The following is a 14,706-nucleotide window of genomic DNA, read 5'->3' as shown; positions in this document are numbered from 1 at the left end:
ATGTGGGAAGGGTTCGCGCCATGCGCCTTTCTTCGCTTCTACTGACCGGTTGCGCCTTGCTGGCGCTGGCTTCTCCTGCGGCTGCGCAGGATGCGCCCATCGTCGTCGATCCGCCGATGAACGCCCCTGCGGCGGCGCCGGCCGACGGCGCTGCGCCCGAGGCCGTCGGAGCGACCCCTGCGGCCCCGCCTGAGGCGCCCGTCGCGCCGCCGGCGCCGCCTATCCCGGCGATCTGGGCGCCGGTTCCGACGGACGAGTTCGGCCAGTCCTCCTACGGCCTCTATCTCTCGGCCCGGGTCGCCAACATCCGCGGCGACCGCACCGCCGCCGCCGAGCTGCTGTCGAGCAGCCAGACCCTGACGCCCGAACAGCCATCGCTGGCCGATGAGACCTTCCGCGCAGGCCTGTTCTCGGGCGATCTCGACGCCGTCGCCCGCGTGGCCCCGCTGGTCGAGGACACGCCGCAACTGGCCGAGGCCGGACGTCTGGTCCAGGTCGTCCAGGCGCTTGAACGGGGCGATGGCCGCACCAGCGTCGGTCTCCTGAAGACCCAGGGGCAGCCCTATGCGACGCCATTCGGGATCGTCGCCAAATATCTGGTTCCGACCGCCGAGGCGGCCGCCGGCAACTGGGACGCCGCGCTCAAGCCGGTCGAACTGGCGCCCGCCGATCCGAACGGTCTGATCCTCCGCCTCCAGCGCGCCCGCGCGCTCGAAACGCGCCGTCGTTACGACGAGGCCGAGGCCGAATATCGCATCCTCGTCGCCCAGCCGGCCGGAGCCGAACTGTTCAGCGTCGATCTGGGCGAGTTCCTCGAACGTCGCGGTCGCCGCGACGAAGCCCGCACCGTCTATCAGGCCGTGCTCACCGGGGCCGCGCCGGATCCCGCCGCCGCCGCCGGTCTGCAGCGCATCGACCGTCGCGCGTCGCCGCCCCCCATTCCGACGATCCAGCAGACCGCCGCCGACGTCCTCCAGTTCGCCTCGCTGCAAATGACGGGGGCCGAGTTCTTCGAATACGCCGCCATCTGCCTGCGCCTGGCGGAAAGCCTGAATCCGTCGGACGAGATCATCCTGCGCCTGGGCCACAGCCTCGCCGCGGCCGAACAGGAAGTGCTCGCCCGCGAGGCTTTGGCGCGCGTCAGCCAGGCGAACCCCATCGTCTACGCCGGCGCCCAGTACAATCTGGCTCTCAGCCTCCAGCGCGATGATCGCGGGGCCGAGGCCCTGCAGCATCTGGAACAGGCCAATTCGGTCGCGCCCGGCCAGTTGATGATCGTCTTCCAGCTGGCCGCCCAGCTGGTTGAGCTTGAGCGCTTCGACGAGGCGCTCGCGGTCCTCGACCGTCCGGATGTGAACGTCTCCAACCAGGCGCCGCAGTTCCGCTTCCTGCGCGGCGCGGCGCTGGAGCGCCTGGGACGTCTCGATGAAGCCGAACACGAGCTCTGGGCCGCGCTGCAGTCCGAGCCGAACGATCCGGTCATGCTCAACCACCTCGGCTACCTCTGGGTCGACAGCGGCCGCAGGGTGGACCAGGGGGCGGAAATGATCGCCCGCGCCCACGCCGCCGATCCCGAGAACGGCAACATCCAGGACTCGCTGGGCTGGGCCCAGTATCGCCAGGGCCAGTACGAGACTGCTGTCGAGACCCTCGAGGGCGCCGTCGCCAAGGAGCCCGGCAACGCCGAGATCGTCGACCACCTGGGCGACGCCTACTGGCAGGTCGGCCGCCGTCGCGAGGCCGAATGGCAGTGGAATCGGGTCCTCACGCTCGAACCTGACGCGGAGCGCCGCGCCGAGGTCGAGCAGAAACTGGCTACTGGTCTGCCCGCCCAGACCCTGGTGGCCGGCGCACGGCCCTGAGCCATGGCCGCGCTCTCCTGCCTCGCGCCCGCCAAGGTCAATCTCTTCCTTCACGTGGGCCCGCTGGACCGTAGCGGCTTCCATCCCCTGGCCAGCCTCGTGGCCTTCGCCGATATCGGCGACCGGGTGACCGTCGAGCCGTCCGACAAGCTGTCAATGACGGTCACCGGCTCCTACCGCGGCGCCCTGGCCCGCGAGCCGGACAATCTTGTGCTCCGTGCGTTGCGTGCGCTGGGCGAGGCCGCGGGCATCGGCGAGCCCAAGGTGGCGGTCACGTTGCACAAACAGCTGCCGATAGCCGCCGGGCTCGGCGGCGGCACCGCGGACGCCGGTGCGGCGCTCAAACTGGCTCGCGACCTCCTCGAACTGCCGCTGGACGACCACGCGCTGGCGAAGGTGGCGGAAAAGGTCGGCGCCGACGGCCCCATGTGCCTGCACAACCGCGCCGCCTGGGCGACCGGCTTCGGCCATCACCTGACGTTCGAGCCGCGCCTGGCGCCGCTCGCGGCCGTGCTGGTCAATCCGGATCTCCCGTGCCCCACCGGCGCGGTCTACCGGGGCTACGACAGTGGAGACGCCCGCAACGCCGACATTCCTTCGCCGCCGACGGACTGGAGCGCGAAATCCCTGATCGGCTGGCTCGCCGACCATCGCAACGACCTCGAACCGGCCGCCATCGCCATCGAGCCCGAGATCGGCCGCGCCCTCAAGGCGGTCGAGGCGTTGCCGGGCTGCCGCGTGGCCCGCATGTCCGGCTCCGGCGCCACCGTGTTCGGCCTGTTCGACACCCGCCAGGCCGCCGACGCCGCCCGCGACCGCATGCGCCGGACGCATGAACTGTGGTGGGTCGAGAGCGCGACCTTGTCCTGAACGGACAAGCTTTCTGCCGCCTCTTCTGACGTAGAATTCAGCGCTGTCCCCAAGCGGTACAGCAACGTTTTCCGCGCATAAAGACGTTCACAATAACCCTTAAGTTCGGAACCTGATCGCCTGTTGCGCTCTTGAACCGCCAGGTTTCCGTTGTTTTCGGCTGCGCGCTTCCTCCCCTTGCGGCCGAGCGAACAGAATAAAGGGATATTGTCATGCTTCGCATTCGACTGCTCACCGCGGTCGCGGCGACCGCACTCGCGGCCGGCGCTTCCGCCTTCGCCCAGACGCCCCCGACGACCACGCCGACGCCAAGCGAGGCGCCATCCGCGGCCGTCCAGGCCGCCACTCCGGCGACCGCCGACACGGTCATCGACGTGCTGCAGGCCCAGGGCAATTTCACCACCCTGCTGGCCGCCCTTGATCAGGCCCAGCTGACCGAGACCCTGCGCACCCGCCCGGCGGTGTCGATCTTCGCGCCCACCGATGCGGCCTTCGCCGCCCTGCCTGAGGCCGACCGCACCCGCCTGATGGATCCGGCCAATGCGCAGGAGCTGCGCAGCCTGCTGCTCTATCACGTCATCGTCGCCGACGTTTCGGCCGGCCAGATCCAGGGCGCCCGCGGCGGCGTCGAGACGGCCGCCCGCACCCAGGTCCTGCTCGACGGCACCGGCGAGGCCATCAAGGTCGACGCCGCGACGGTCACCCAGGCTGATCTGGACGCCTCCAACGGCGCCGTCTTCGCCATCGACAAGGTTCTGAACCCCGCCCAGTCGATGGCCGCCGTCGGCGACGAGGAAGCCGCTGCGCCGGCGACCCCGGCCGCGGCCGCGACCGAAGCGGTCGAAGGCACGGTGGACGAAACGACCGATGCCGTCGATGAGGCGACCGAGGCCGTGACCGCGCCGATCACCTCGCCGGCCCTGCCGGGGACGCCCTCGGTTCCGGCCCTGCCGACGACGCCCAGCCTTCCGTCCGCGCCTTCGGTCCCGTCCATGCCGGGGACGAGCATGCCGTCCATGCCGTCCATGCCGTCGGTCCCGACCCTGCCGACGGATCCCGGCGTCGCCGGCGCAGCCGCGGCCGCCGCGGGCGTGACCGCCACGACGCGTCCGGCCACCGGTGAGATCGCCCCAACCGGCCAGCCTGCGGCCACGACCACCACCATCCAGGCCCCGCCGGTGCATAACCCCACCGACGGCGACGTCGACGAGGCCGAGGATCCGGCCAACCCGGCTCCGACTCCGCCCAACTGATCCGGGCGCTTGTCTGACTGACGAAGGCGGCGGGCCCCGGTCCGCCGCCTTTTTCGCGCTTAACCGTCGGCAAACCGCCGCTGTGTAGGTTCAGGGCATGGAAACGCTCACGCCCGCCCACATCGCCGCGTTCGAGGCCGTTCTGAACCGGGTCCCATCGGCGGACCGCGCCCGCCTCCACGCGCTCAAGGCCGCCGCCGCCGACGCCGCCGCCGCCTCGGCCCCGCACTGGGACTTCGACCAGCCCGGGCATCGCGCGGAAGAGGCCCTGCAGGCCGTCTTCGGCCCCGCCCTGACCGACGACCACCGCCGCGCCCTGGTCGCCCTGTGGGCGCTGGAAATGCCCGCCCGCGTGCCCGCCGCCGACCTGCCGCAGGCGGTGCTGGAGCTCTATCCCGAATGGATCGGCCGCCTCGCCGCCTTCCTGACCGAGGGCGCCAACCCCTACGACCGCGACTTCTGGGCCAAGGACGTGCGCATCGCCTTGGTCCTCAGCGTCCCCGGCGCCCGCACCCAGATGATCGACCTGTCCTCGCCCATGGGGCCGGGCCAGATCCTGCGCCACGCCCGCGAGGGCAGGGGCTGGTCGGTGATCCCGGCCTACGCCGCCGCCCAGGCCTGGAAGCCCTGGCTGGAGGTCCACACCGAAAGCCGCGAACTGTCCGACTTCAACGAGGCCGGCTGGGACCGCGCCTGGGCCACGGCCGCCGAAATCCTGAAGCGCCGCCCCGACATGGCCGGCATGCTCGGCTCGTCCTGGTTCTACGATCCGCCGCTGGAGCAGATCAGCCCGCGCCTCGCCTATCTGCGGCTCAACCCGCTGAAAAACGGCGCCTTCCTGATCCATCAGGGTCCCGGCGACATCCACACCCAGCGCGCGGGCGCCAGCTCGCCGACCCGCGCCGCCATGATCGAGAAGGGTGAATACACCGCCCGTTCGTGGATCGTCGCCTGGCCCCGCGCCGCCCTCATCCGCTGGGCCGACGCCCGCAAGACGGCGCTGGCTCAGGCCGCCTGAACCACGCCCCAGGCCGCGCCCACCGGCAGCACCTCCAGCCCGGCGGTCTTCGCCAGCCGCAGCACCCGGTCCAGATCGTCCGGCGTGCAGCCGTAGTCCGTCGGCCGGTCCGACACGTCGTGTCCATAGGCCGTCAGCCAGCCCTTCGACGCCGCGGCTTCGGCCATCAGCCCCTCCAGGTCGTAACCGGGCAACCGCCGGCTCTCCAGGCCGATCGACTTCACCAGCCCCCGGTCCTCGCGCCCGGCGTTGACCCCGTCGCGCACCCCGCGCCCCAGCGCGAACCGCCCGCGCACATAGCGTTTGGCCTCAAGCGTCGCGTCCCCGAACGGATAGGCGAAGGTCGTCATCCGGTACCCGTCCAGCCGCTCGCCCACCCACGCCGCATTGGCGTCCAGGCTCAGCCGCAGCGCCTCCGCATCCATGCGCAGCACGCTGGTGTGACCGTACGTATGGCAGCCGACCTCATGCCCGGCCGCGTGCAGCGCCTGCAGATGCTCCACCCGGAACTGGTCGCGATCCATGTTCCGCCCGCCGGCCAGCCCGCCGCAGACATAGTAGGTCGCCTTCACCCCGTGCTCGGCCAGGATCGGCCCCGCCTCGGTCCAGGCGCTGGCGGGAAAGTCGTCGAAGCTGAGCGAGAACACGCCCTTGGCCGGGGCGATCTCCACCGCCGCCACATCGAGATAGCGCGCGGCCCGCCGGCGCATCTGGTCGATCTGCTTCATGGGGGAAAGCTATTCCGGGGACGCTTAAGATTCCGTCCTTTCCGGCGAAGCCGGCATTCATTTCTGGCTGCCCCGGTTCTTCACGACGGGCGCGACGTGGTCACAACGAACACGACGGCTCCGCGCCTGACGTTGGCCACGTCGTGCCCGTTGTGGATCCGTTGTGACCGTTGTGAAGAACCAGCGATGACGGACCGCTTCGCGGTCGGCGGCGATTGGCCTGAACCGACCTTGTCTTGCCGCCAATGGGCCGCCCGTCTAGGGTCCGCGGCCTTCTCCCCCGGACGAAAAAGCCGCCGTGACCACCGAACCGCTCGCCTTCCAGGACCTGATCCTGACGCTCCACAAATACTGGGGCGATCAGGGCTGCGCGATCCTCCAGCCCTATGACATCGAGGTCGGCGCCGGCACCCTGCACCCGGCCACCGTGCTGCGCGCGCTCGGCCCCCGTCCGTGGAAGGCCGCCTATGTCCAGCCCAGCCGCCGCCCGGGCGACGGCCGCTATGGCGAGAACCCCAACCGGCTCCAGCACTATTACCAGTACCAGGTGATCCTGAAGCCGAACCCCGACAACCTGCAGGAGCTGTATCTCGGCTCGCTGAAGGCCATCGGCATCGATCCGAAACTGCACGACATCCGCTTCGTCGAGGACGACTGGGAAAACCCGACGGTGGGCGCCTGGGGGCTCGGCTGGGAGGTCTGGTGCGACGGCATGGAGGTGACGCAGTTCACCTACTTCCAGGGCGTCGGCGGCATCGAGGTCGACGTCGTCTCGGGCGAGCTGACCTACGGTCTGGAGCGCCTGGCCATGTACGTCCAGGGCGTCGACAACGTCTACGATCTGAAATTCACCAGGGAAGGCCTGACCTACGGCGAGGTCTTCCTCGAGAACGAGCGTCAGCAGTCGGAAGCGAACTTCCACGGCTATGACGTCGACGGCCTCAAGCGCCGCTTCGAGGACATGGTCGCCGAGGTCTCGCGTCTGCTGGCGATGAAGGGCCCGCAAGGTCAGGCGCTGGTGCTGCCCGCCTACGACCAGGTCCTCAAGGCCTCGCACCTGTTCAACCTGATGGACGCCCGCGGCGCCATCGCCGTCGCCGAACGCCAGAGCTACATCGGGCGCATCCGGGACCTCTGCAAAGCCTGCGCGACCGAATGGGTCGAGCAGGAGCGGGCGCGGGCGTGATGCAGGGCGAGCGGCCCACAGCTCCCCTTCCCCTCGACGGGGAAGGGGCCGGGGGTTGGGGTGGAGGCACACTGCGTCCGGAGCTGGCTCCGGAGACGCCGGCGTCTTCCAGTCTCGTCAACCACCAGCCTGCCACCAGCCCACCCAACCCTCCCCATGGAGGGGAGGGCTTTGATCGCTTCGACGGCAACACGCGCGCCGACGCCCGCATGATCGGCCGCGCTCGAAGACTGCGTGCCGACCCGACGCACACAGAGGCGAAGCTCTGGGCCCGCCTCCGCCAGTTCGACGTCCGCTTCCGTCGCCAGGCGCCGATTGGCCCGTACGTCGTCGACTTCGCCTGCCACCGCGCTCGTCTCGTGATCGAGGTCGATGGCGGCGTCCACAACCTGCCTGAGGTTGCTGTTCGCGACCTGGCTCGTGACGAATGGTTCGCCGGGCAGGGCTATCGCGTGCTCCGCTTCACGACCAGGCAGGTCGAGTATGAGATCGACACGGTTCTCGACGCGATCCGCAAAGCCTCACCCCTTCCCCTCGAGGGGGAAGGGGGCGGGGGATGGGGTGGAGGCACGCTGCTTCCGGAGATGTCTCCGGAGACTCCGGCGTCTTCCAGCCCTTTGATCGAACACCCTGCCACCACCCCATCCCAACCCTTCCCCCTCGAGGGGAAGGGCTCAAGTGACGCCTGACCCCATGCCCCAACTCCTCCTCGAACTGTTCTCGGAAGAGATCCCCGCCCGCATGCAGCAGGGCGCCGCGCGCGATCTGGAGCGGATGGCCGCCGAGCGCCTCAAGGCCGCCGGCCTGTCGTACGATTCTCTGATCACCTTCGCCGGCCCGCGCCGCCTGACCCTCGTCGTCGAGGGCCTGCCGGCCGCGACGCCGGACCGTGAGGAAGAGCTCAAGGGGCCCAAGGCCTCGGCCCCGGAACAGGCGCTGGAAGGCTTCCTGCGCAAGACCGGCCTGACCCGCGACCAACTGGTCGAGCGCGACGGCGTGCTGTTCGCCGTCATCAGCCAGAAGGGCCAGTCCACCGCCGCCCTGATCCCGGGCATGGTCGACTCCATCGTCCGCACCTTCCCCTGGCCCAAGTCGATGCGCTGGGGTTCCGGCACGCTGCGCTGGGTGCGCCCGCTGAAGCGCATCGTCGCCCTGTTCGACGGCCACGTCGTGCCCTTCGACATCGACGGCATCGCCTCGGGTGACACCACCGAGGGCCACCGCTTCCTCGGCTCCGGCCAGCCCTTCGCCGTCAAGAATTTCGAGGACTACCGCGCCCATCTCGAGAAGCAGTTCGTCCTGCTCGACGTCGCCGACCGCAAGCTGCGCATCCTCGAGGCCGCGCAAAAGGTCTGCGCCGACAAGGGCCTGGCCCTGGTCGATGACGACGGCCTGCTGGACGAGGTCGCCGGCCTCGCCGAATGGCCGACGCCGATCCTGGGCGACATGGACCCGCAGTTCCTCGACCTCCCGCCCGAGGTCGTCCGCCTGTCGATGAAGGTCCACCAGAAGTATTTCGCCGTCCGCGATCCCGCGAAACACGGCCTGGCGCCCCACTTCGTCGTCGTCGCCAACGTCGAGGCTACGGACGGCGGCAAGGCCCTCGCCGCCGGCAACAGCCGCGTCCTCTCCGCCCGCCTGAACGACGCCCGCTTCTTCTGGGACGAGGACCGCAAGACGGGCTTCGAGGCCTGGTCGAACAAGCTGTCCGGCGTCACCTTCCATGCGAAGCTGGGCACGCTGGCCGAGCGCGTCGACCGCATCGCCGCCTTGGCCCGCGAGATCGCCCGGACGATGAAGGGGCAAGGGATGGACATCGATCCCGAACAGGCCTTTGCGGCAGCCAAGCTGGCCAAGGCTGACCTTGCCTCGGGCATGGTTGGCGAGTTCCCGGAACTGCAGGGGATCATGGGCGGCTACTACGCCCGCGCCGAGGGCCAACCCGACGCGATCGCCGACGCCATCCGCGACCACTACAAGCCGCAGGGCCCGGGCGACTCCGTCCCGACCGCGCCGCTGACCGTGGCGGTCTCTCTGGCCGAAAAGCTCGACACCCTCGTCGGCTTCTTCGCCATCGACGAGAAGCCGACCGGTTCGAAGGACCCGTTCGCGCTCCGCCGTGCGGCGCTGGGGGTGATCAGGCTGGTGCTGGAGAATGGCCTCCGCGCACAGCTATCGTCGCTGATTGACGGCGTTATCTGGGACCACGTCAAACGTTGGGACAACCAGTACTATTCAGTGCTGGGTGTGAGCGAAGTTCGACAAGAAGGATATCAAGACGGCGCTCCGGATAAGCCGGAGTTCGTGCGGGATTTCCGCCACGTTCGAAGCCCAACTTCGCTGTCCGAGTTCGAGGACTTCGCGAAGCTGGTCTTTATCGGCGCCGAATGGAGCGGTGTTGATGGGGTGGAGACTGAACGCTTCTTGAATGGTGTGGCAGATCGCTGGTTCGATCCGCCAATCCAGATCAGGGCCAACCTCCTCGCTTTCTTCGCCGACCGCCTGAAAGTCCTCCTGCGCGACCAGGGCAAACGCCACGACCTCGTCGACGCCGTCTTCGCGCTGGGCGACGACGACCTCGTCCGTATCGTCCGCCGGGTGGAGGCGCTGGACGCCTTCCTCGCCACCGACGACGGGGCCAACCTGCTGGCCGGCTACAAGCGCGCCTCCAACATCCTCAAGGCCGAGGAGAAGAAGGGCCCGCTGCCGACCGGCATGGTCGAGACCGGCATGGCTGACCAGCCCGCCGAGGAGACCGCGCTCGCCTTCGCCTCCGCCGCCGCCCAATCGGCCGTGGACCAGGCGCTGGAGACCGAGGATTTCGCCGCCGCCATGCGGGCGCTCGCCGCCCTGCGCGCCCCGGTGGACGCCTTCTTCGACAAGGTGATGGTCAACTCGGACGTGCCCGCCGAACGCGACAACCGCCTGAAACTGCTCGGCCAGGTCCGCGCCGTCATGGGCCGCGTCGCCGACTTCGGCCAGATCGCGGGGTAAAGCCCCTTCACCTCTCCATCGCCCCTCAAGGCGATGGGGAGGACAGACCGCGCAGCGGTCAGGAGGGGGCGACGCCGGCCTGGGCCGGTAGAGCTCTGATTACATCCGCCGGCGACGCCCCCTCCACCGCCGTTCCGGCGGTCCCCCTCCCCATCTGCGATGGGGAGATGAGCGGCCGCTGACGCAAAAACGGCGCGCCTTCGCGCGCCGTCCCGCCGGTCATGCCGTGATCAGCATTCCCACTCGATGTAGTCGTAGGAGTCGCCCATCGTCAGGTCGGCCCAGCCGTTGTAACCGTCCCACGACTCCCAGCCGTTGCAGCCGAGGTAGTGGGTCGAGACCAGCTGGCCGCCGATGTAATAGGTGTACTGGAAGCCGTAGCCCTGCGGCCCGACGAAATAGTTGGTCTGCGCCGAAGCGCTGGTGGCGACCGAGGCCACCGACACGGCCAGGGCCGCGGCAATCAGGACGCGAGGAAGTTTCACAGGCGATTCTCCGTTCTGGTCTGACGTCCCCATGCACGCCGGGACCCGCTACGGTTCGCGTAGGGCGAGAATTATGTCAACCACAAGGTGGTGACGTGCAACCGCCCCGGCACATCCTGTTGCTATCGTCATCCTCCGGCGACCCTCGCGCATGCGAGGGGAGACCGGGGGACCCAGCGGCGCGCGGGAGCGCGAACCGCCGGACGGCGCGTAGCAGCCACCCTGTCACACGCACCGGCGGCTGAGGTTTCGCCTTCGCTGCGCTCCGGCGCCGCTGGGTCCCCCGGTCGCCCTGCGGGCGCCGGAGGATGACGATAGCAGGAAGAAAGCGTCGGCTATTCCCGGATTGTTTTCGCCAACCCGCTGACTTCCCCCACCAAAATTCCCTCTACGCAGCGAGGTATCCGCCCGCCGCATAATCCTCCCATCCCGTCGATGGGGAAGGCGTCGGATCCAGCGCCTCGACGACGGCGGGGTGTGGTCGAGCGATGAAGCCCGGGCGAAGGGTAGTCCGGGGGGCCTCTTCGGGCAGCGATGGATGCTGCCTGCTTGCTCGCCGCGCATCGAAGGTGCGGACCGCTGGCTCAGCCGATGTCCCACCCACGTCGCTTCCGGCAACGGCGGCGGCGGAGATCCGTCAAGGCTCTAACAGGGCCGCCAGCCGGAGGGCGCGCGAAACCAACGACCACGCGGGGCGTCCACCTCGTCGAAACGGTAAAACTATCAAAGCACCGGGCGAGGCCCGGACGCCCCGCGCCTTCCCCACCTTCCCGCGGCCCCCGCCGGAGGATGCTTCCGCGTGCCCGGTCTTTGAAAACGAGTCCTGCGGAGAGCTTACGCCCCCAGGATCCAGCCTTCTTCCTGCTCGACCTGGGCGATGAGCGCCTCGTCGGCGCCCTTCGGCGGCGCGAAGGCCTTCGCCAGTTCGCCGGCCTCGTCCATCTTCGCCAGCGCCTCGGCGGTCTGGCGCACCTGGGCCTGGTCCTTGAACTCGCCGGGGTTCGGCGCGCCCTCGAACATCGACGGCCAGACCTCGACGACCAGGGCCGACAGCGGTTCGACGTCGGCGGCGTCCAGCGCGCGCCAGCCCGTGCCGAACGGCCACACGGCGCCCGACGGCCCCAGGCTCTCCAGCAGGCGGCGCACGACCGGGATCCCGGTCATGGTCTGGCCGCCCACGGCGCCCGCGCCGTGCATCTGCCACACCGACTTCGGGTGCAGCTTGCCCTTGCGGGCCGCGATCTCGGTGGCCCGGAACTCGGGGATGTCGGCGCCCGCGCCGACCGGCGGCTTGGTCGTGGTCAGCCAGCGCTGCGCCTGTTTGGCCGGCGCGCCCCACAGCGGCCAGGCCTCGTCGGTCATCAGCCGGTTCATCTTGGCCGCCACCTGGTAGCGGTTGTTGGTGTTGTCGGCCTTGTCGACCACGTTGGCGGCGAGGAATTTCCACATCGCCGACCACGGCGCGCCGGTCAGCTTCAGCCGCTCGGCCGTGCCGACGGGGTAGCCGAAGTTGAAGTCGAAGCCGACCAGCACCCGGTCGCCGCGCTTGCGGTGTTCCGAGATCAGCTTGTTCAGCAGCGCCTCGCCCTCGGCCCGCGTCGCCACATTGTGGGTCTCGCTGTACAGGCGGAATCGCACGTCGCGCTTGGCGACGCCGATCCACACGGACTGGTCGCCCAGCTTCTTGCCCTCGGCGGCGGTCCAGTCGGCGATGATGACGGCGTCGAACAGGCGGGCCACGTTGGGTCGCTCCGGTACAGGTACAAGGATGGGCGCTTCTAGCCCTCCTGCCCCTGGCGCAGCAATGGGCCGTAAGGCTTAGCCTTTGAGAAGCGCTTCAAGATGCGACAGCCAGCGGCGGCCCAGCCGCATCGCTTCGCCCGGAGAGCTTGTCTGGACGGGCAGGGCGGCGTCCCACAGCGCCAGCTCGAACTCGGGATTGCGGGCGTCTGCGAACATCAGCCGCAGCACCACCTGCTCGGCGTCGGGGGCCATGATGTCCAGCGACTTGCGGGTTTCGCCCCGGCGCACCCGGGCCACGACATGGCCGTCGACGATGACCTCGCCACCCTCGATCTCCTCGAAGGCGTAGACCAGGCCGTTGCCGCCGCGGTTCCACAGCACCGCCACCTGGGCCCCGTCGAAGTCGAGACCGGCGGCGCGGCCTTCCGCCGGCGACAGCGCTTCAGCCTCGGGAACGGCGCCCAGCGACTTCAGCAGCGCGCGCTTCATCCGCCGCACCGGCTCCATCCACCACGCCAGCATCAGCGCCCCGGTGGTCAGGGCTGCAGCGGCCAGCGCCACCAGCAGGACGACCCGGAACACCTCGCCCAAGGCTCAGTCCTCCAGCTCGACGACCACGGGCACGTGGTCGGACGGCTTGTCCATGTCGCGGGCGTCGCGGTGCGTCTCCACGCCCCGGAACCGGTCCGCCGCCTGGGGCGACAGCAGGTGGAAGTCGATGCGGATGCCGTGGTCCCGCTGCCAGGCCCCGGCCTGGTAGTCCCAGAAGGTGTAAGTCCCCGGCGGCTGATGTCCCAGCTCGCTCGCGTCCGACAGGCCGAGGTACCTCAGCGCCCGGAAGGCGGCCCGGCTCTCCGGCTGGTACAGGGCGTCATTGACCCAGGCGGCCGGGTTCTTGGCGTCCTCCGGCGTCGGGATGACGTTGTAGTCGCCGCACAGGGTGAAGGCCTCTTCCTGCGCCAGCAGCGTCTGCGCGTGGGCGTGCAGCCGCTCCATCCAGCCCAGCTTGTAGGCGAACTTGGGGCTCTCCACCGGGTTGCCGTTCGGCAGATACAGGCACCCGACCCGCACCGGCCGCGGGCATTCGATCAGCGCCTCGATGTAGCGGGAATGGACGCCGTCGACCTCTACCCCCGACTGGTCCTCGCCCGGCAGATCGCGCCGGACCTCGGACATCGGGTATTTCGAGAGCAGGGCGACGCCGTTGTAGGTCTTCTGCCCGTGGATCTCGACGTTGTAGCCCAGGCTCTCAAAGGCCTCCCGCGGGAATTTCTCGTCCAGGCATTTGATCTCCTGGAAGCCGACGACGTCGGGGGCGGCGGCCTCCAGCCACGCCAGCACGGTGGGGAGGCGGGCGTTGACCGAGTTCACGTTCCAGGTGGCGATGCGCATCGCCCATGATTACGGCGCGTCGGGGCGTTCTGTGAAGCGGTGATCGCCGCAACGAAAAACGCCCCGGAGTTTCCCCCGGGGCGTCGTCTTCAGGCGATGGTCCGTCGCTTACTCGGCGGCGGGCGCCGCGGCCGGAGCCGGCGTCAGGGTGCAACCGCCGCCGATCCGCTGGGCGGTGGCGCACGGATAAACCTGCTGGGTCACGCCTTCGTTGTTCACGCGGGCGATGAAGCCCTCGCCGTCGGTGGCGCACTTCACCTCGTAGAACTTGCCGTTGGCGTTCTGGCCCATCAGGCGGGTCTGGGTGACGTTGCAGGCGGCGGCGTCGGTGCCGGTCAGCTTGGCCTGCAGCACGGCGTTCATTTCATCGTTGGTGGTGAACCGGCAGGTGGCGCCCGACGAGGCGACCTGGAAGCAGTCCTTCACATCCCAGCCGGTTGCCAGTTGCTCCAGCCAGTAGCCGGTCGCGCCGGCGCAGCCGACTTCGTAGATCATGTTGTTGGCGTTGCTCTTGCCGATGGCGACCGCCTCATCGACCGTGCAGGTGATGCCGGCGTCGCGGGCCCAGCCGCTGATCACGGCCATGCCGTTCTGGTTGGCGGGCAGAACGCACTGCTGGCCGACGTCGGCGTTCGGATCGCGCGACCGGGCGATGGCGGCGGTGCCGGCCAGCTCAAGGCAATTGACGATCGTCGGCGGCGTCGAGGCCAGGATCATGTACCCCGGGCCCGTGGCGCAGGCGGCCTCGTACACATTGGCCTCGCCCACGCGACCGGGGCTGACGGCCTCGGTGACCTGGCAGTTGATGCTGGCGCCGGTCAGTTGCTCCTGGGCGGACGCCTTCAGTTGTTCAGGGTTCGGCGCCGGCGCGCGACCGCGTTGCTGGCGACGCGTGCGTCCCTGTCCGCCTTCGGTGGTCTGGGGTCCGGTGGTGCCCGGCTCGCCGCGCGTCTGCTGCGGTTGCGCCGCCAGGGCGGGCTCGGCGGCCATGAACAGGGTGGCGAAGGCCACGGCGATCAGGCCGAGCATCTTGCTTTTCGACACTGGGATACTCCGCAAAGGAAATTGTCGTCGGCACCCATGGCCACCCTGTGTGTCTGGGTCAAGGCGCATCGACGGCGAGTCTGGACGTGTGCGGGAGGTTCGGCGTATCACTGCCTAAGTTGCGATTGGAG

General features: G+C 69.4%; 13 protein-coding genes. 7 read left to right on the top strand and 6 right to left on the bottom strand.

The window, feature by feature from the left end; translation table 11 throughout:
• The first annotated feature begins 20 nt into the window (after window positions 1-20).
• From GGR12_RS13415 to GGR12_RS13400, 4 genes are all read left to right on the top strand, one after another.
• Window positions 21-1,862, top strand: coding sequence for a tetratricopeptide repeat protein (locus GGR12_RS13415; protein ID WP_183204966.1), 1,842 nt, complete (start codon window positions 21-23; stop codon window positions 1,860-1,862).
• A 3-nt stretch (window positions 1,863-1,865) separates the two neighbouring features.
• Window positions 1,866-2,732, top strand: a complete 867-nt coding sequence (locus GGR12_RS13410; RefSeq protein WP_183204965.1) for a 4-(cytidine 5'-diphospho)-2-C-methyl-D-erythritol kinase — start codon at window positions 1,866-1,868, stop codon at window positions 2,730-2,732.
• A gap of 212 nt (window positions 2,733-2,944) precedes the next feature.
• Window positions 2,945-3,985: a fasciclin domain-containing protein gene (locus GGR12_RS13405; RefSeq protein WP_183204964.1), complete on the top strand. Its 1,041-nt coding sequence runs from the start codon at window positions 2,945-2,947 to the stop codon at window positions 3,983-3,985.
• A gap of 97 nt (window positions 3,986-4,082) precedes the next feature.
• Window positions 4,083-5,003: a hypothetical protein gene (locus GGR12_RS13400; protein WP_183204963.1), complete on the top strand. Its 921-nt coding sequence runs from the start codon at window positions 4,083-4,085 to the stop codon at window positions 5,001-5,003.
• Here the strand turns inward: GGR12_RS13400 and GGR12_RS13395 are convergent.
• Window positions 4,991-5,731 carry a polysaccharide deacetylase family protein gene (locus tag GGR12_RS13395; RefSeq protein ID WP_183204962.1) on the bottom strand — a complete coding sequence of 247 codons (741 nt, stop codon included), beginning with the start codon at window positions 5,729-5,731 and terminating at the stop codon, window positions 4,991-4,993. The two genes, GGR12_RS13400 and GGR12_RS13395, sit on opposite strands and share 13 nt — an antisense overlap.
• 298 nt (window positions 5,732-6,029) lie before the next feature.
• On the opposite strand from GGR12_RS13395, the gene GGR12_RS13390 reads away from it, so the two are divergent.
• The 3 genes from GGR12_RS13390 to glyS all read left to right on the top strand — a co-directional run bounded on the left by GGR12_RS13390 (window position 6,030) and on the right by glyS (window position 9,911).
• A complete protein-coding gene (locus GGR12_RS13390; protein ID WP_183204961.1) occupies window positions 6,030-6,917 on the top strand; it encodes a glycine--tRNA ligase subunit alpha in 888 nt (295 codons plus the stop codon).
• Window positions 6,918-7,126: 209 nt separating this feature from the next.
• Window positions 7,127-7,606 (top strand): endonuclease domain-containing protein, encoded by a 480-nt coding sequence (locus tag GGR12_RS13385; RefSeq protein WP_183204960.1) that lies wholly within the window; start codon window positions 7,127-7,129, stop codon window positions 7,604-7,606.
• 4 nt (window positions 7,607-7,610) lie between these two features.
• Window positions 7,611-9,911 carry a glycine--tRNA ligase subunit beta gene (gene glyS / locus GGR12_RS13380; protein WP_183204959.1) on the top strand — a complete coding sequence of 767 codons (2,301 nt, stop codon included), beginning with the start codon at window positions 7,611-7,613 and terminating at the stop codon, window positions 9,909-9,911.
• A gap of 230 nt (window positions 9,912-10,141) precedes the next feature.
• On the opposite strand, the gene GGR12_RS13375 is transcribed toward glyS, so the two are convergent.
• The 5 genes from GGR12_RS13375 to GGR12_RS13355 form a co-directional block, all read right to left on the bottom strand.
• Entirely contained in the window at window positions 10,142-10,396 is a 255-nt protein-coding gene (locus GGR12_RS13375) for a hypothetical protein (RefSeq protein WP_183204958.1), read from the bottom strand.
• Between the two features lie 834 nt (window positions 10,397-11,230).
• Window positions 11,231-12,136 carry a cobalamin biosynthesis protein CbiG gene (locus tag GGR12_RS13370; protein ID WP_183204957.1) on the bottom strand — a complete coding sequence of 302 codons (906 nt, stop codon included), beginning with the start codon at window positions 12,134-12,136 and terminating at the stop codon, window positions 11,231-11,233.
• 78 nt (window positions 12,137-12,214) lie between these two features.
• Complete coding sequence (locus GGR12_RS13365) at window positions 12,215-12,721, bottom strand: hypothetical protein (RefSeq protein WP_343053301.1); 507 nt, start codon at window positions 12,719-12,721, stop codon at window positions 12,215-12,217.
• Window positions 12,722-12,733: 12 nt separating this feature from the next.
• The gene (gene xth, locus GGR12_RS13360; RefSeq protein WP_183204955.1) at window positions 12,734-13,531 is read right to left on the bottom strand and encodes an exodeoxyribonuclease III; all 798 of its coding nucleotides are present in this window, start codon (window positions 13,529-13,531) and stop codon (window positions 12,734-12,736) included.
• Between the two features lie 108 nt (window positions 13,532-13,639).
• Window positions 13,640-14,575, bottom strand: a complete 936-nt coding sequence (locus tag GGR12_RS13355; protein WP_221212395.1) for a hypothetical protein — start codon at window positions 14,573-14,575, stop codon at window positions 13,640-13,642.
• Window positions 14,576-14,706 lie beyond the last annotated feature (131 nt).

Origin of the sequence: Brevundimonas lenta (genome assembly GCF_014196335.1) — a bacterium.
In the GTDB taxonomy this organism is placed as follows: domain Bacteria; phylum Pseudomonadota; class Alphaproteobacteria; order Caulobacterales; family Caulobacteraceae; genus Brevundimonas; species Brevundimonas lenta.
Note: the sequence above shows the minus strand (reverse complement) of the source record. Positions and strands in the feature narration are given on the sequence as shown.